Here is a 16,779-nt window from a genome sequence, read left to right as displayed (position 1 = left end):
CCCCTCCGTGGTCAGCGGTAGCCGTCGGGGTTGGCCGACTGCCAGCGCCAGGCGTCGGCGCACGCCTCGGCGACCGTGTGCTCGGCGCGCCAGCCCAGTTCCCGGTTGGCCAGTTCCGGGTCGGCGAAACAGGTCGCGATGTCGCCGTCGCGGCGCGGCCCCACCCGGAAGGGGATCGGGCGGCCGCACGCCTCCTCGAAGGCGCGGATCGCCTCCAGGACGGAGGTCCCCCGGCCGGTGCCCAGGTTGAACGCCCGGAACCCCCGCTGGTCGGCCAGGTGGTCGAGCGCGGCGACGTGGCCCCTGGCCAGGTCCACCACGTGCAGGTAGTCCCGCACACCGGTCCCGTCCGGGGTGCCGTAGTCGTCCCCGAAGACCGTGAGCTCGGGCAGGCGGCCCGCCGCGACCTTGGAGATGTAGGGGAAGAGGTTGTTGGGGATGTCGTTGGGGTCCTCCCCGATCAGCCCGCTGGGGTGGGCTCCCACCGGGTTGAAGTACCGCAGCACGGTGATCCGCCAGTCGGACGAGGCGGCGGCCAGGTCCTCCAGGATCCGCTCGCCGAACAGCTTGGTCGCACCGTAGGGGTTGGTCACCCGCAGGGCGCTGCCCTCGGGGATCGGCACGTTCTCCGGGTCCCCGTAGACCGTGGCCGAGGAGCTGAACACCAGGTCGCGCACGCCCGCCCGGTCCATCGCCTCGGCCAGGGTGAGCAGGGCGTCCAGGTTGTTGCGGTAGTAGCGCAGCGGCTGGCTCACGGACTCGCCGACCGCCTTGAGCCCGGCGAAGTGCACGACGGCGTCGACGCCGTGCTCGGCGAGGACCCTCTCGACGACGTCGCTGTCGGTGCAGTCGCCGACGACGAACGGGATCTGGGTCCCCGTGATCTTCTCGACCCGGCGCACGGCCTCGGCGCTGCTGTTCACCAGGTTGTCGAGGACGACCACCTGATGGCCCCGTCCGGCCAACTCGACCGCGGTGTGGGAACCGATGTACCCGGCCCCTCCGGTCAGCAGGATCCGCACAGCCCTTGCCTCCTTACGTCTCGTGGGGCCGCCCCGCGCGGAGCGGCCCGTCCCACCGGACCCGTCCGGCTCAGAGGAGCTCGCCGAAGACCCTCTCGACGACCCGGGACGCGGCCTTGCCGTCGTCCAGGGGGCAGAACTGGTCCACGAACGCCCGGTAGCGCTCAGCGTACGACGCCCGGACCCCGTCGATCCCGCGGATGGACTCGATGGCCTCGTCCGATGTGCGCAGCAGCGGGCCGGGGGCCGTCTCCCCGGAGTCGGAGCAGAACCCGCGGAGGTTGTCCCGGTAGTCCTCGAGATCGTAGGTGAAGAACAGCATCGGACGGCCGGTGTTGGCGAAGTCGAACATCAGCGACGAGTGGTCCGTGACGAGGATGTCCGTCCCACCGCACGGGTCCCGTTCGGGGAGGACGTAGGGGTCCGGTGTCGGCGGCAGCCGCTCGCGGCCGGCTTCCCCGGCTGGGGAGTCACGCCGCCAGGTCGGACCGTTGTCCGAAGCGGTGTGCTCCCTCCCAGGAGGCGGCAAAGGGGAAGTAGCCCTCCAGGAACTCCCGCATTCTCCGCCTCTGTCGGTTGTCGGAGTCGACGTCGTTGACACAGAACAGGTCGTAGGACCTGTCGCGTTCCAGTTCGCGGAACTGCCCCTCCGCCTTCTCCCCCGCTATGTCGAGGTAGCGGTAACGGTACTTACCACTCACCCCCCGACCGGTGATCATGGCGTAGTGGTGGGCCATGGAGACGGGGGCGATGTCGCTGGCCGACCGGAAGCGGGAGCGCGTCGTACGGGCGAAGTCAGCGGAGAACTCCCGCTCGATCTCGCTGAGCACCGATTTCCGCTGCGGATGCGGAGTGTGAAGGAAGCGCTGAGTGACGAAGCTCCCCCGGCTCCTGTGGAGCAACGCGCGGACGTTGCCCCCCGCCGCGTTGGGAGCGGTGGCCCCAGGAGCACCTGAGCCCAGGGAGATCTTGAACGGTGAGACGGGGACCTTGATGATGCCGTTGCCGTGGAAGAAGTGCTGGGGGGTGACGGGGCGGCCGAAGAACACGTCGTCGTTGAGGTAGAGGTAGTGCTCGGACAGGCCCGGGATGTGGTGCAGGCGGGTCTCGATCGCGTGGGAGTTGAACACCGGCAGGGCGTCCTCGGGGAAGATCTCGCGGTGGTCCACCACACGTACGCGGTCCTGGGAGGTGTCCAGCCAGGACGGGGTCTGCCCGTCGGTGACGATGTAGACGTTGCGCACGAACGGCGCGTACATCTCCAGGGACCGCAACGAGTACTTCAACTCGTCATGACTCGTGTACCGGGACTCACCGAACTCCCACGGGGCGACGTCCCGTTTCTCCTCGGGCAGATAGCGGGCGCGCTTCTCCCGCAGAGCGGGTTCCTGGCCGTCCACCCAGGTGTAGACGACATCGATCGGGAAGGTGACGTCCTCGGGGGTGGTCGCGGTGAAGACCTCGAAGGTCGGGATCTGCCGTGCTCCGACCTCCGCCCACGCCGGTTTCCGCATGTCCTGGGGGAGCATGTCAGCGACGCGGTTGTGCCGGGGTGCCACCAGGGCCCCCCTCAGCACCTCTTCTCCGTCCTGAATCCGGAGCCGTTTCAGGAAGGAGTTCCCCCCCTCTCCCACCAGTTCCGAACCGTCGCGCCAGAACTCCACGTCGCAGCCGAGTTCGTAGCCCCCGAGTACCTGTCCCCGGGCGCCCAGCCGCAGCTCGCAGAAACGCAGAACGTCAGAGCGCGGAATCCGCCCCGAGGCGAAGGAGATCTGGGTCATCCTGCCGCCTCCCTTGGGCACACCCACCAGAAGGGGGCCGGAACCGTGACGCTCCGCGACCAGAGCGAGGAACCGATCGCGGTCGCCACGCGCCACACCGACGCAGTGGCCCGTCCTGTTCTTGCCCGGGACCAGGAAGTAGTCGATACCGCCTGCCTCCAGGACTCCGGTCACGAGGCGGAGGTTGGACTCCGCGGCGTCCTTGGCGGTGAAACCGTCCACGCGCCGCCCGCACAGCGACTCACCGCGCCAGGTGACGGGGGACACTCCGGGCGTCGATTCGGCGATGGAGGCGGCACACCTGGCATTGGCCCTCAACCGAAGGCGTTCTGCGAGTCTCCGCCTAATCCGTAGACGTGACACGAGCCTCCGCACATGGATCATCGCTGACTACCGTCCTCAGTCGCAAGAGGTGCCGCGGTCGACCTCTCCGGGGCATGGGCGTGGAGTGAATTCCCGGGATGCCGGGCGACCGGAGCTCACGACGCAGTCCCGTATACGCATTCGACCGCAAAGAGTCACAGTACTCGATGAAACAGACCAAGAGCACATGTGTGACAAGAACAATGATTCCATCTCATATCAGAAGAACAACGATATGGAATCCCGTGTAACCCTCGAAGCACCCCGGGCGTCCTCGGCTCTCGGCACCACCGCATCCACGGAACCCCGGCCGCTGAGAGGACGACCCTCGGGGCCGCTGCAGAGACAGCACCCGCCACACCGAACCGGGCCTGGCGGCGACCTTAATCACGCCCGAAGCGCAGGGGAATATGCAGTAAACTGCGCTTCGGACGTCCTACAGCCGACCTGTACCGGCATGCGGGACCGGAGTCTTTCCCGGGGACCTGAGCGACGTCAACCCTTCTCTCCGCATGGCTCGCGCACCCGTGTCTCGATCGGCCGGGTCACCGTCGTCCCCGAAGTACTTCCAGAGAGGTGCCCCAAGCATGAGTCTGCGATCCCGCGTGAACCGCTTCCGCTCCCAGACCCTTCAGGACAAGAAGCGACACGTCGCAGAACTCCTCTGGCGCCAGCGCTCGGCGGCGAACCGGCGAGCCCTCCTCAACTCGGACACCTCTCTGCGCATGGTGACCGTCGACGACCAGATCCTGCCCGGCAGGGTGGTGGACAACTTCACCGCCCAGGACGCGGCGGCAGACAATCTCGGCTATGTCACCGACGCCCTGGAGGCCGCCGGGATCTCCTACTTCCTCGTTCCCTCGCCGACCGCCTTCCGGCACACCGTCGGTGTCCACCAGAGTGAGCAGCGCGCCTTCCTGGACTCCCTGCTCAAACGGCAGGGCAGAAGCGCCGTGTACATCTCCCGCCCGCGCAACAGCACCAAGTTCATGCACACCATGGTCTGCGCGGACAACGGACTGAACCCGGTACTGGCCGAAGCCGAGGTACTGCGGATCGGTGAGATCCGGATCGGTGGCGAGGGACAACTCCTCGGCACCCCCGAACTCGGCTGCGACGTGGAGTTCTGGCGGGACGGCGCGAAGCTCCTCGACTCCCCCGCTGGCCAGGAGGCTCTCGCATGGGTTCAACCCCAGGCCTCCGAGGAGGTCTTCAGGGACTCACTGGTCGCTCCCAGACGCAACCTCGTCTCCGACGTTCTGCCCTCCAGCGAGCAGAAACCGGCTACCATCCAGGTCCGCGGCCGGGACTTCCCCACCTTCCAGGGCTTCACCGTCCCCACGACCCACGACGTCACCTTCCCGATCGATGTCGTCTACACCTGGGTGGACGGCGAGGAGCCCGCCCTCCGGGAGAAGCGCGCCCGCTACAAGGGCGAGGCCGCCCAGATCCTGGACAAGGAAACGAACTCCTCCCGGTACACGAGTCATGACGAGTTGAAGTACTCGTTGCGGTCCCTGGAGATGTACGCGCCGTTCGTGCGCAACGTCTACATCGTCACCGACGGGCAGACCCCGTCCTGGCTGGACACCTCCCAGGACCGCGTACGTGTGGTGGACCACCGCGAGATCTTCCCCGAGGACGCCCTGCCGGTGTTCAACTCCCACGCGATCGAGACCCGCCTGCACCACATCCCGGGCCTGTCCGAGCACTACCTCTACCTCAACGACGACGTGTTCTTCGGCCGCCCCGTCACCCCCCAGCACTTCTTCCACGGCAACGGCATCATCAAGGTCCCCGTCTCACCCCTGAAGATCGGGCTCGGTTCCCCCCGCGCGGACGAGACGGCCACCAACTCCGCGAGCAAGAACGTCCGCAAACTCCTGGAGGGGGTGCACGGCAAGTTCACGACGAACAACTTCCTGCACACACCGCTCCCCCAGCGCCGCTCGGTGCTCCTTGAACTGGAGGAGCTGTTCCCCGAGGAGTTCGCCCGCACCGCGCGCTCCCGCTTCCGGGCTCCCACCGACATCGCGGTGACCTCGCCGATGCACTACAACCACGCCCTCATGACGGGGCTCGGCATTCCGGGCAAGTACAGCTACCGCTACGTCAACGTCAGCCGCGAGGACGCGGACCGTCTGCTGGGGGACATCAGCCAGAGGCGCCACTACGCCTTCTTCTGCCTGAACGAAGTGGACGTCCCGGAGGAGAGCCGTGACGAGGTGCACCGTCGCATGAGCGACTTCCTCAACCACTACTTCCCCTTCCCCTCACCGGCGGAGAAGCCCTGAGTCAGTGGCGGCGTCCTCTGGGGGACGTCGCCACCTTCTCATTCAGCGGTCACCACGAGAACGTCTCCGACGGGTCTTTCCCCTCTCCTCGGAGACTCCGAGGAGTACGGGTTCGCCGTCCAGCACCATCGACACCGGGCCCCCGGCGTCCACCACCCGGGTGTCGGCTGTCAGGCGCTCGCCGGCCCCTCCAACCACAGAGCCACGCCGACCGACTCCCGTCAGGCAACAGCGCGACCACCCGCCGCCACCCCCAGCGTGATCCAGTGCACACATCTGCCCATGTCAGGGCACATATCCACACAGATTCCATCTCGGCTCGGCAACAGGCTCCGCACTCCTGACCAGGCACTCACCGGACACGCCGATACTGGACCGGCAGGGTCTTCCCGGGCGCCTTCCATCCCTTCGGGCCCCGACGAGTACGAGCCGTCACACCGGCTGCCCTGCCCTCCTCTCACCCCGAGCCCAAGGCTGATCTGTGTTCTCTTCCGCCCTCGGCCGCGCAACCGACGTGATCGACGTGAGTCCGCCCGTCCGTGGCCGCCGTCGCCCGGACATCGAGGGACTGCGCGCCGTCGCCGCCCTGCTGATCGCCGTGTACCACATCTGGTTCGGCACGGTCTCCGGCGGTGTGGACGTCTTCCTGCTGCTCACCGGCTTCCTCATCACCGGTTCCCTGGTCAGGGCGATGGAACGCGACGGGCGGATCGCCCTCGGCGCCTTCTGGAGCAAGCTCGTCAGACGGCTGTTCCCGGCGGGCGCGGTCGTGCTCGGCGCCGTGCTGGTCGGCGCCCACCTCCTCCTGCCCCGCTCCCGGTGGACCGACGTCATCGCCGAGGTGCGGGCGGCGGCGCTGTACCACCTCAACTGGCACCTGGCCGGCGACTCCGTGGACTACCTGGCGCAGAACAACGCCGCCAGCCCCGTCCAGCACTTCTGGTCCCTGGCCGTCCAGGGGCAGTTCTACCTGCTCTGGCCGCTCCTCGTCACGCTGGCCGGACTGGTCGCGGTTCGTCTGGGAGCCAGCGTCCGCCGCGCCGCCCTGGCCGCCGTGGCCGCGGTCCTCGCGGTGTCCTTCGGGTACTCGCTGTGGATCACCGCGCACGAGCCCGTGTGGGCCTACTTCGACGCCGGCGCGCGCCTGTGGGAGCTGGCCCTGGGCGGTGTCCTGGCACTGGTCATCCACCGCGTGCGACCGCCGCGTTGGCTGCGACTGGCAGCGGGGTGGCTCGGGCTCACCGCCCTGGTCGCCTGCGGCGTCGTCATCGGCGACGCGCTGCCCTACCCCGGCTACGCGTCCCTGTGGCCGACCCTGGCCGCCGCGCTGGTCATCGTCGGGGGCGCGAACGGAGCCGACGGATGGTCGGCGAACCGGCTGCTGGGCTGGCGCCCGCTCACCTGGCTGGGCGGTCACGCGTTCCCGCTCTTCCTGTGGCACTGGCCGGTGCTGGTCTTCCACCTGGAGGTCACCGACAGCGAGCGCCCGACGCTGGCCGGGGGCTTCCTGGTCCTGGGGGTCTCCTTCGCCGCGGCCCTGCTCACCAGCTGGATCATCGACGGCGGCCTCGCCCGGGCGACCACCCGTTTCAGCACCCCGATCTGGTCCCTGGCCGCAGGCGTGGTCTTCGTCGTCCCGGTACTCGTCGCCGCAGGTCTGTGGAGCGGCTCCATCGAACACGAGCGGCGGCTGCGCCTGGAGCTGAGCGCGAACCCGGCCGCCTACCCAGGCGCGGCCGTGCACCTGGACCCCGCCCTGGCGGACACCCTGCCGGTGCTGCCCGTCCACCCCGACACCAGCACCGTCATCCAGGACACCGTGGACCGGACCCGCGGCTGCATCGCGTCCTCCTCCAGCACCGAACTGGTGAGCTGCGAGTTCGGTGACACCGACTCCGACTACACGATCGCCATGGTCGGCAGTTCCCACGTGCGCCACTGGGTCCACGGCCTGCGCGCCCTGGCCGAACACCACGGCTGGCGCCTGGTGCTGATCACCAAGAACTCCTGCCAGTTCACCACGGAGACCCAGTACAGGCGTAACGGGGACGCGTTCCCCGAGTGCAACGACTGGAACGGACAGGTCATGGACGAACTCGCCGAGCTTCGGCCGGACGCGGTGTTCGGCCTGGCCACGCTCACGGCACGCGGCAAGGGTGAGGGCGAGGAGCACGTCCCCGACGGTTTCGTGGAGCGCTGGCGCCAGCTCGACGCGATGGGCATCGACGTGGTGGCCGTGCGCGACACTCCCCGCTTCCCGTTCCGGGTGCCTGAGTGCCTGGACCGCAACCACCGTGCGGACTGCGTGATGGACCAGTACACCTCCATGGCTGAGGTCGCGCCCTACGGGGGTCTCACGGGTGTACCGGGCAACACCCGCTTCGTGGACATGACCGACTACCTGTGCACCGAGGGCGTGTGCCCCGGGGTGATCGGCAACCACGTGGTGTACTACGACACCAACCACTTCTCCTACGCCTTCTCACAGTCCCTGGCCGTGGTCATGGAGCCCTCCCTGTTCCGGTCCCTCCCCCACGCGCCCGCCAGCCAGGACACCCTCGCCGAGTCGACCGGGAGCCTGCTGGCCGCGGAGTGAGCGGACACGACGACGGCGGCCGTCCCCGGGACGGCCGCCGTCGCTGTACCTGGCTACTCGCCCTTCCACACCGGCGGGCGCTTCTCGGCGAAGGCCGCCGCGCCCTCCATGGCGTCCTGGCTGACGAACACCGGTCCGGTCAGCTCGTTCTGCCGCTCCCACATCTCCCCGGTGGACCAGTCGTCCGAGGCGGTGATGACCTCCTTGGAGACCCGCACCGCCAGGGGGCCGTTGGCGGCGATCCGCGCGGCCAGCCCGCGGGCGCCCTCCAGCGCGCCGCCGCTCGGGGTGACGTGGTTGACCAGTCCCAGCTCCGCCAGGCGCCCGGCGCCGACGAAGTCGCCGGTGAGCGCGAGCTCCATGGCGATGTTGCGCGGAATCCGGTGGTGCAGGCGCAGCAGACCGCCAGCACCGGCGACCAGGCCGCGCTTGACCTCCGGGATGCCGAACTTGGCGTCCTCGGCGGCCACGACCAGGTCGCAGGCCAGCACGGCCTCGAACCCGCCCGCCAGGGCGTAGCCCTCCACCGCGGCGATCAGCGGCTTCCTCGGCCCGCGCTCGGCGAAGCCGCCGAACCCGCGCCCCTCCACCAGGGGGACCTCGCCCCGCATGAAGGCCTTGAGGTCCATCCCGGCGCAGAAGGTGCCGCCCGCCCCGGTGATGATGCCGACGGTCAGGTCCCTGCGCGCGTCCAGGTCGTCCAGCGCCTCGGCGACCTTGGCGGCGACCGCGGCGTTGACCGCGTTCTTGGCCTGGGGCCGGTTGATGGTGATGACGGCGACGCCGTCCTCGGCCGTGTAGAGAACCTCGTCAGACACGTTCTCCCCCTACTTCGGCGGCATGCGCAGCGCGCCGTCGATCCGCACGACCTCGCCGTTGACGTAGCTGATCTCCAGCAGCGCGCGGGCCAGCCTGCCGAACTCCTCGGCGGTGCCCAGGCGCTTGGGGAAGGGCACCGGGGCGGCCAGGCGCTTCTTGAACTCCTCGGCGGCCTCGCCCTGCCCGTAGATCGGGGTCTCCAGGATGCCGGGGGCGATGGTGTTGACCGTGATGCCGACGGCCGCCAGGTCGCGGGCGGCCGGGAGGGTCATACCGATGACGCCGCCCTTGGAGGAGGAGTAGGCGATCTGGCCGATCTGCCCCTCGATTCCGGCGAGGGAGGCGGTGTTGACGATCGAGCCGCGCTCGCCGTCCTCGTTGAGCGGTTCGGTCTTGGCGATCTCGGCCGCGGCCAGGCGCAGTACGTTGAAGGTGCCGATGAGGTTGACCTGGATGACCTTCTGGTAGCTGGCCAGGTCGTGGGGCTTGCCCTCGCGGTCCACGGTGCGGGTGGCCCAGCCGATCCCGGCGCAGGAGACCGCCACGCGGAAGGGCCTGCCGGTGTCGACGGCGGCCTGGACCGCGGCCTGGACCTGGTCCTCCTGTGAGACGTCGGTGCTGACGAAGACACCGCCGATCTCCTTGGCGACGGCCTCGCCGCGTTCGGCGTTGAGGTCGGCGATGACGACGGTCGCGCCCGCCGAGGCGAGCTCCCTGGCGGTGGCCTCGCCCAGGCCACTCGCGCCGCCCGAGACGAGGGCGGAGATTCCGTTGAGATCCATGGGCCGCACTCTACAGAGAATGCCGCCGCCACACTAGAACCGGGTTCGGTTAATTGCGGGCAGCACCCGGCCTCGGCACCCGCGCCCCGGCCGACGTGCGTTTTCGCCGAACGGCCCCACCGTGTCGTCACCCAGCGCCACCGTCCTGTCATGACCGCCGTCACCGGATTAGAGCGGGCTCAGGAAGCGACCCGGGGGATTCGATGACCGCCGAGCCGCTCCCCGACTGGTTCACGCCCCCGCCCGGCGGCTGGACCGCCGACGACATGGACGACCTTCCCCCGGGAGCTCCCCGGATGAGGTGCTGCTGGCGGTGGAGATCGCGTCCGAGGAGTCCGAGGAGCGGGATCGCTTGACGAAACCTGACAAGTACGCCATGGCGGGCATTCCACACTTCTGGCGCGTCGAGAGGGAGAAGGGCGAACCCGTCATCCACGTCTACGAGCTCGGCGGGACGAAGACCCCCCAGTACGTGCCCACCGCCATCGCCCGGAACCGCCTCAGGCTGGACGTGCCCCTCCCGGTCGACATCGACGTCAGGGCACTGGCCAGAGAGGGCGCCGGCCGCCCAGGCGCCCAGGGGGACCGGGAAACCCCTTCCCCGAAGTACCGCGCACCGCCGGGGGCGGCGGGGGCGGGACGGGGCACCCGGCACCGCGCGGGGCGGTCCGCTACCAGGGCCACCAGGGAAGGTCGGGGTCCTCACCGCCGCCGCTCCCGCCGTCGTCCTCCGGAGGCGGGGGAGGAGGCGGATCGTCAGCGGGCGGCGGCTGCGGGCCGCTCCCCGCCGGACGCGGTGCCTCGGGAGCCGGCGGCCTCTCCTCCTCCGCGTCCGCCCTCCCCTCCTCCGGCTCCTCCGACGGCGAGGGCTCCTCCTCCACCTCCCGGGCTCTGGCCTCCTCCGAGGCCGAGGCCGTGAGGACGGGTACGGGGCTCGGCGTCACGGGGTCCGGGGCGGTGGCCGCGGAGGTCGGGGACACGCGGGCCTCCTCCTGCCGTTCGGCCCTGTCTCCGGTCCGGTCCTGCCCCTGGGCGAGCAGGACGACGACGAGCACGCCCACCATGGTGAGGGCACCCGTTCCACAGGCCAGCGCCGCCATGAGCAGGCGCCGACGGCGCCGTTCCAGCCGACGCGCTTCGCTTCGCCGGAGTCGCGGCGGATGAGGGGTGCGGGTCATCGCGTTCGGCGGTTTCTCTGGAGGGAAGGTCGGACTCTGGGGGACGGAAAACGTCCGGCAGCCGGGCCACCTTACACAGAAGGTCCGTGACGTCGCACGTCAACGGGAAAAGGCGAGTCCGCATCCCCGGAACGACGAAGGGCACCGCGCCTAAGACGGCGGTTGGTGGTCCCGGAGAGCGGGGGCCGCGCGACACCAGTCGGGGGCCGCGCACCACTAGTTCCGGCCGAAGCGCCCCAGGCGGGGCTGGCGGCGGCGCTGGTACCACCGGGGCAGCGCCTCCCGGGCCAGGTCGGCGGCGCCGATCATCCCCGCCTCGTTGCCCAGGGCCGCGGCGGCCACCCGGGCCTCCGGACGGAAGCCCCGGCCGGTCAGACTGCGTTCGAAGGCCGTCCTGGCGGGGTCCAGCAACAGCCCGCCCGCCTCCGACACCCCGCCGCCCACCACGAACAGCTCCGGGTCGAACGCCGCGGCCAGGTTGGCCAGGCCCGCCCCCAGCCACTCCCCCGCGTCGCGCATCAACTCCACGCACGCCCGGTCGCCCTTGCGGGCCAGCTCGCTCACCAGCGGCCCGGTGATCTGGCCGACGTCACCGGCCACCGCCTGGTGCAGCGTTTCCGCCACCGGTGACCCCGAGACCACGAGCTCGCGGGCCTCCCGGGTCAGTGCGTTGCCGCTGGCGTACTGTTCCCAGCAGCCCCGGTTGCCGCACTCGCACCGGTGGCCGCCCGGCACCACCGTCATGTGCCCGAACTCCCCGGCCAGCCCGTACCGGCCCCGGCGCAGCCGCCCGTCCAGGACCACCGCGCCGCCGATACCGGTGCCCAGGTTGACCACCACGACGTTGTCCACGCCCCGGGCCGCTCCGGCGCGCACCTCCGCCCAGGCCGAGGCGTTGGCGTCGTTCTCCACCACCACCGGCAGCCCCAGCCGCAGCGACAGGGCGTCGCGTAGCGGTTCGCGCCGCCAGGACAGGTGCGGGGCGAACAGGACGTTCGCCCGGTGCTCGTCGACGAAACCCGCCGCGCCCACCCCCACGGCGCGCACCCGGAACTCCGTCCGCAGCTCCTCCACCACCGAGACGATGGTGTCCTCCACGACGGCCGGGCTCTTGCTGCGCTCGGGGGTCTCCGTGCGCAGCCGCGCCAGGACGCGGCCGCCGGGGCTCACCACCCCGGCGGCCACCTTCGTCCCGCCGATGTCCACCCCGATCGTCAGGGCGTGCCCGTACCGCGTGTTCGCCACCATGACCAACTCCACCGTCCCGGACCCGCCCCCGCGGGTCGTCGCACACAAGAACGCGCACCCGGCCACTCCCGTGCCCGAGTACGCGCACAGTCCCCGCCAGCCCCGGGAGACACCCAGGGCACACAGAGAACGAAGGTTCCCGCCCTGAAGGCGCCCGAACCCGCGCCGGGGAAACACAACCCCTATCCGAGCGCGGAGCGCACCACCCCGGCCAGGCGCTCGGCCACGGCCATGGCCTGGTTCTGCTCCGGCGCCTCGACCATGACCCGGACCTTGGGCTCGGTGCCGCTGGGCCGGATCAGCACCCGGCCGGTCTCGCCCAGCTCCGCCTCTGCCGCGCGCACGGCCGCGGCGAGCTCCTCGGAGTCCCCGGCCCGGGACTTGTCCACGTCCTTGACGTTGATGAGGACCTGCGGCAGGCGGGTCATCACCTTGGCCAGCTCGGCCAGACCCTGCTGGCGGTGGGCCATCGCGGCCAGCAGGTGCAGGCCGGTGAGGACGCCGTCGCCGGTGGTGGCGTGCTCCAGCAGGATGACGTGCCCGGACTGCTCACCGCCCAGACCGAAGCCGCCGCGCTTCATCTCCTCCAGCACGTACCGGTCGCCCACCGCGGTCTCGACCACGGTCACGCCCGCCCGCTCCATCGCCAGCTTGAGGCCCAGGTTGGACATGACCGTCACCACGAGGGTGTCCTCGGCCAGGGTCCCGGCCTCCTTGGCCTCGGTGGCCAGGATGGCCAGGATCTGGTCGCCGTCCACCACGCGGCCCTCGGCGTCCACGGCCAGGCAGCGGTCGGCGTCGCCGTCGTTGGCGATACCGGCGTCCGCGCCGTGCAGGCGCACCGCCTCCTGGAGAGCCTCCAGGTGCGTGGAGCCGCAGCCCTCGTTGATGTTGTGGCCGTCGGGCCGGTCACCGATCGCGACGACCTCCGCGCCCGCGCGGCGCAGCGCCTCGGGGGCCACCAGGGAGGAGGCGCCGTTGGCGCAGTCCACGACCACCTTGAGGCCCTTGAGGCTGTGCGGCACCGAGGCGACCACGTGCTCGACGTAGCGCTCGGCCCCGTCGTGGGCGTCGACGACCCGGCCGACCTCCGCGCCCACGGCGGGGGTGGAGGGCACGCCGAGCATGCCCTCGATCTCCTCCTCCAGGGCGTCCTCCAGCTTCTGGCCTCCGCGCGCGAAGAACTTGATGCCGTTGTCGGGCGCGGGGTTGTGGCTGGCGGAGAGCATGACGCCGAAGTCGGCCTCCAGCGCACCGGTGAGATAGGCCACGGCCGGGGTGGGCAGCACGCCCACGCGCACCACGTCCACGCCCGTGCTGGCCAGCCCGGCGACCACGGCGGCCTCCAGGAACTCACCGGAGGCGCGCGGGTCGCGGCCGACGACGGCCCGAGGCCGGGCACCGTCGCCGCCGCGGGTCAGGACGCGCGCCGCGGCGACGGACAGCTCAAGGGCGAGGGAGGCGGTCAGGTCGCGGCCGGCGAGACCGCGTACACCATCTGTTCCGAACAGCCGAGCCACAGGAGGACAGCCCCTTTCGAAGGCGGCGCCGCGTCGCGGCGCCGGTGAAGATCGAGGTGGCCGGAGGAGCCACCGGAAAAACGAAGGGCCCGTACGCCGTTCCCGGAGTGGGAACGGCGTACGGGCCGAAGCTCAGCCGAGCGGGTGCCGGCGCATGAGCACTAGCGCTTGGAGAACTGGGGAGCCTTGCGCGCCTTCTTCAGACCGGCCTTCTTCCGCTCCACCTCACGGGCGTCACGGGTGAGGAAGCCGGCCTTCTTCAGGGTCGGGCGGTTGTTCTCCGGGTCCAGGGTGGCCAGCGCGCGGGCGATGCCGTGGCGCAGGGCGCCGGCCTGGCCGCTGGTGCCGCCGCCGTTCAGGCGGGCGAAGACGTCGTAGGCGCCCTCGAAACCGAGGGAGACGAACGGCTCCTTGATGGTCTGCTGGTGGACCTTGTCCGGGAAGTAGACCTCAAGCGGCTTGCCGTTGACCTTCCACTCGCCCGATCCGGGGGCGATGCGGACGCGGGCGACGGCCTGCTTGCGGCGACCGGTGCCGGCGCTGGGGCCGGACGCGGTGGGGACGTAGGCGGCGACGGTCTCCTCGGACTCGCTCGTGTACTCGGAGGGGAACTCCTCCGGGTTCTCGGCGAACTCCTGCTCGACGTCTTCGATACCGGTGGGCTCGACCACGGTGCTCCTCGTGCTCTCTGTAAAGGTCTGCGAACGCCTAGGCGGGCTGCTCGATCTTGCTGATTTCGAACGGCACCGGCTGCTGGGCCTGGTGCGGGTGCTCCGGACCGGCGTACACCTTGAGCTTCTTGGCCATCTGGCGGCCGAGGGAGCCCTTGGGGAGCATGCCCTTGATGGCCTTCTCGATCGCCCGCTCGGGGTTCTTCTCCAGCAGGTCGGCGTAGGCGACGGAGCGCAGACCGCCCGGGTAGCCGGAGTGCCGGTAGGCGCGCTTCTGCTCCAGCTTCTTGCCGGTCAGGGCGACCTTGTCGGCGTTCACGACGATCACGAAGTCGCCGGTGTCGATGTGGGGCGCGTAGTACGGCTTGTGCTTGCCCCGAAGCAGCGTGGCAACCTGGCTCGCCATACGCCCGAGCACGAGATCGGTAGCGTCGACAACGTGCCACTGACGCTGGACATCGTTTGGTTTGGGGCTGTATGTGCGCACGATCGTTTGCCTTCGCTCTTCAGTCGGCTGCCCCATCCCGCTCACGGGGAAGGGGGACTCGTATACACACCCGCGGTTGCGGGGTGTCTGGCCGGATGTCCCGTGCACTGCCACAGGACTCTCCGAAAGGTGAGTGCGCAGACGATGGTGCGTGGATCGGCGCCCGAGTCCGGGGCCCACGGCAACTCAACGCACAACGACGGAATATCCTACCTGGCCACCACAGCGCAGGTCAAAGCCAGCGGCGGGGCGGACCGGCAGGACCGCGCTCGGCGGGTACAGCGCCAGCACGGGGTCACATCCGTGACCTCTCCGTCTTTTATTATGCCCGTTGCCGAGAGTGCTTCGTCCTTCCTCCGCCCCCGCGTTGGCTACGCTTGCACCGAAAGGCGGGTCTGTGCCCGTATCGACGGGCGCCGACACGAACCTTGGAGACGCCCGTCACGGTCGCCGGCACCCGGGAACCCAGAACGGACGCACAGCGCGGACCGCGGTCCAGTCCCACCCCCACAGCTTTCGGAGACTCCCATCAGTACCCATCCGAACCAGCCACAGTACGGCCCCGACGGGCGGCCCGTCGGGCCGGAGACCGGTGACGGGCAGGACCTGCTCGGACCAGCGCCCTCGCGGGGCCAGCATTCCACATCGGGACCACAGCAGTCACACGGCGCGCCCGTGTCCGGGCAGCCTCACCAGCCACCTCAGCACTACCCGCCCCAGGCCCCGGGGGCACCCGGCTTCCCCTCCGGCCCCCGGCCGGTCTTCCCGAGCGGGCCGCAGAACCCGCCGCACGCCCCGGGCCCCCAGCCGGGCTTCCCCGGCGGGCAGCAGCCGCTCCCGCCGGCGCCGAGCGGCCCCCAGGCGCCCCCCTACCCCCAGGGCGGGCAGCCGGGCCTCCACGGCGGCCCCGTCCCGACCGGCGGCCAGCCCTCGATGCGCCCGGGACCGCCGCCGCACGGCGCGCCCGGGCAGTTCGGCCCGCCCCAGCCGTCCGTCGGCGGCCAGCCGGGTACGCGGCCCCAACCCCCCGGCCACCAGGCCCCCGGACCGCCGCACGGCGCGCCCTCCGGACCGCCGCCGGGGTTCCCCCAGGGTCCGCCCCCGACCGCCCAGCAGGCCTACCAGCCACCGCCCCCGGCGCCCCCGGCGCCCGAGCCGGTCTTCCCCGCGGAGGCCGTGGGCGCCACGGAGTACATCAACGCCGTTCCGGCGGCGCCGCCCGCCCGCGGGAACGAGCGCCCCATGTTCCGGGACGAGGTCCCCGACGACGCCGGGGTCGACACCGCCCAGTTCGACGTCCAGGCGATGAACGACTACGAGGACTACGACTCCTACGACGACTACGGCGGCGGCTCCGCGGACACCGGAGCGCGCAACCGCCGGATCATGATGATCGCCGGCTTCGCCGCGCTCCTGGTCGTCGCGGGCGCCGGGGCCTTCTTCCTCGCCAGCAGCACGGGCGGCGGTGCCGAGGCCGCGACCGTGGCCGACGAGGCCGACGACCCCGACGCGCTCGACCCCGGGGCGCTCTTCCCCGAGACCCTGGACGTGGCCGACCAGGGCACGTTCACCCGGGTGGCCGTGGAGAGCACCGAGGACTGCGCCGCCGGGGCCCACGGCGACTACGGGCAGGTGCTCACCGACAACGAGTGCCGCCAGATGGTGCGCGCGTCCTACCTGAGCGAGGACGAGGGCCACGCGGTCACCGTCGGCGTCGCGGCCATGCCCACCGACGAGGAGGCCGCCGCCGCCCTGGACGCCCAGGACCTGGTGGCCGCGCAGTGGTTCGCCGGACTGCCCGGCGAGGAGGGCAGCCCGGCCGAGCGCCTCGGCCACTCGGGCGGCCACGGCAGCAGCGGCCAGTGGGGCCGCTACCTGCTCTTCTCCCTGGCCGCCAACAGCGACGGCACCGAGGACACCGAGGAGAGCGAGTCCGCCACCGAGCTGCGCGCCATCGGCGAGGGCTTCTTCGAGGAGGCCCACGCCGCGCTCGTCGAGGACCGCGGATGACCCCGGCC

General features: G+C 70.8%; 12 protein-coding genes and 2 pseudogenes. 4 read left to right on the top strand and 10 right to left on the bottom strand.

Annotation, left to right across the window (positions count from 1 at the left end):
• Positions 1–11: 11 nt before the first annotated feature.
• The 3 genes and pseudogenes from galE to FYW95_RS03240 all read right to left on the bottom strand — a co-directional run bounded on the left by galE (position 12) and on the right by FYW95_RS03240 (position 3,070).
• Positions 12–1,022 carry a UDP-glucose 4-epimerase GalE gene (galE, locus tag FYW95_RS03250; RefSeq protein ID WP_160049975.1) on the bottom strand — a complete coding sequence of 337 codons (1,011 nt, stop codon included), beginning with the start codon at positions 1,020–1,022 and terminating at the stop codon, positions 12–14.
• 70 nt (positions 1,023–1,092) lie between these two features.
• Positions 1,093–1,407, bottom strand: a pseudogene (locus FYW95_RS03245) (CDP-glycerol glycerophosphotransferase family protein); the annotation flags it as partial.
• Between the two features lie 85 nt (positions 1,408–1,492).
• On the bottom strand, positions 1,493–3,070 hold the full coding sequence (locus FYW95_RS03240) for a stealth family protein (RefSeq protein WP_201294642.1): 1,578 nt from the start codon (positions 3,068–3,070) through the stop codon (positions 1,493–1,495).
• 683 nt (positions 3,071–3,753) lie between these two features.
• Here FYW95_RS03240 and FYW95_RS03235 point away from each other — a divergent pair.
• Positions 3,754–5,460 carry a stealth family protein gene (locus tag FYW95_RS03235; RefSeq protein WP_159941485.1) on the top strand — a complete coding sequence of 569 codons (1,707 nt, stop codon included), beginning with the start codon at positions 3,754–3,756 and terminating at the stop codon, positions 5,458–5,460.
• A gap of 481 nt (positions 5,461–5,941) precedes the next feature.
• A complete protein-coding gene (locus FYW95_RS03230; protein WP_370462978.1) occupies positions 5,942–8,056 on the top strand; it encodes an acyltransferase family protein in 2,115 nt (704 codons plus the stop codon).
• Between the two features lie 53 nt (positions 8,057–8,109).
• On the opposite strand, the gene FYW95_RS03225 is transcribed toward FYW95_RS03230, so the two are convergent.
• Together FYW95_RS03225 and FYW95_RS03220 are read right to left on the bottom strand one after the other, a co-directional pair.
• Positions 8,110–8,874, bottom strand: coding sequence for a crotonase/enoyl-CoA hydratase family protein (locus FYW95_RS03225; RefSeq protein WP_159941484.1), 765 nt, complete (start codon positions 8,872–8,874; stop codon positions 8,110–8,112).
• 9 nt (positions 8,875–8,883) lie between these two features.
• Positions 8,884–9,657: an SDR family NAD(P)-dependent oxidoreductase gene (locus FYW95_RS03220; RefSeq protein ID WP_159941483.1), complete on the bottom strand. Its 774-nt coding sequence runs from the start codon at positions 9,655–9,657 to the stop codon at positions 8,884–8,886.
• Positions 9,658–9,860: 203 nt separating this feature from the next.
• Here FYW95_RS03220 and FYW95_RS27970 point away from each other — a divergent pair.
• Positions 9,861–10,210 (top strand): annotated as a pseudogene (locus FYW95_RS27970) (Uma2 family endonuclease); the annotation flags it as partial.
• A gap of 118 nt (positions 10,211–10,328) precedes the next feature.
• Here the strand turns inward: FYW95_RS27970 and FYW95_RS27965 are convergent.
• The 5 genes from FYW95_RS27965 to rplM form a co-directional block, all read right to left on the bottom strand.
• Positions 10,329–10,835 (bottom strand): hypothetical protein, encoded by a 507-nt coding sequence (locus FYW95_RS27965; protein ID WP_236567672.1) that lies wholly within the window; start codon positions 10,833–10,835, stop codon positions 10,329–10,331.
• 216 nt (positions 10,836–11,051) lie between these two features.
• Positions 11,052–12,083 carry an ROK family glucokinase gene (locus FYW95_RS03210; protein ID WP_159941482.1) on the bottom strand — a complete coding sequence of 344 codons (1,032 nt, stop codon included), beginning with the start codon at positions 12,081–12,083 and terminating at the stop codon, positions 11,052–11,054.
• Between the two features lie 182 nt (positions 12,084–12,265).
• Positions 12,266–13,603: a phosphoglucosamine mutase gene (glmM, locus tag FYW95_RS03205; protein WP_159941481.1), complete on the bottom strand. Its 1,338-nt coding sequence runs from the start codon at positions 13,601–13,603 to the stop codon at positions 12,266–12,268.
• A gap of 161 nt (positions 13,604–13,764) precedes the next feature.
• Positions 13,765–14,274, bottom strand: coding sequence for a 30S ribosomal protein S9 (gene rpsI, locus FYW95_RS03200; RefSeq protein WP_159941480.1), 510 nt, complete (start codon positions 14,272–14,274; stop codon positions 13,765–13,767).
• 37 nt (positions 14,275–14,311) lie between these two features.
• Positions 14,312–14,761 (bottom strand): 50S ribosomal protein L13, encoded by a 450-nt coding sequence (rplM, locus tag FYW95_RS03195; RefSeq protein ID WP_159941479.1) that lies wholly within the window; start codon positions 14,759–14,761, stop codon positions 14,312–14,314.
• A 675-nt stretch (positions 14,762–15,436) separates the two neighbouring features.
• On the opposite strand from rplM, the gene FYW95_RS28810 reads away from it, so the two are divergent.
• Positions 15,437–16,771, top strand: coding sequence for a hypothetical protein (locus FYW95_RS28810; RefSeq protein WP_370462359.1), 1,335 nt, complete (start codon positions 15,437–15,439; stop codon positions 16,769–16,771).
• Positions 16,772–16,779 lie beyond the last annotated feature (8 nt).

Source organism: Nocardiopsis sp. FR4 (assembly GCF_009830945.1).
Classification (GTDB): Bacteria; Actinomycetota; Actinomycetes; order Streptosporangiales; family Streptosporangiaceae; genus Nocardiopsis.
This window is presented reverse-complemented; position numbering and strand designations above follow the sequence as displayed.

Excerpts from the sequence above, each read along its gene's own strand:
- FYW95_RS27965 (WP_236567672.1), bottom strand. The coding sequence starts at position 10,835 with ATGACCCGCACCCCTCATCCGCCGCGACTCCGGCGAAGCGAAGCGCGT.
- FYW95_RS03210 (WP_159941482.1), bottom strand. The coding sequence starts at position 12,083 with ATGGTGGCGAACACGCGGTACGGGCACGCCCTGACGATCGGGGTGGAC.
- FYW95_RS03235 (WP_159941485.1), top strand. The coding sequence starts at position 3,754 with ATGAGTCTGCGATCCCGCGTGAACCGCTTCCGCTCCCAGACCCTTCAG.
- FYW95_RS03220 (WP_159941483.1), bottom strand. The coding sequence starts at position 9,657 with ATGGATCTCAACGGAATCTCCGCCCTCGTCTCGGGCGGCGCGAGTGGC.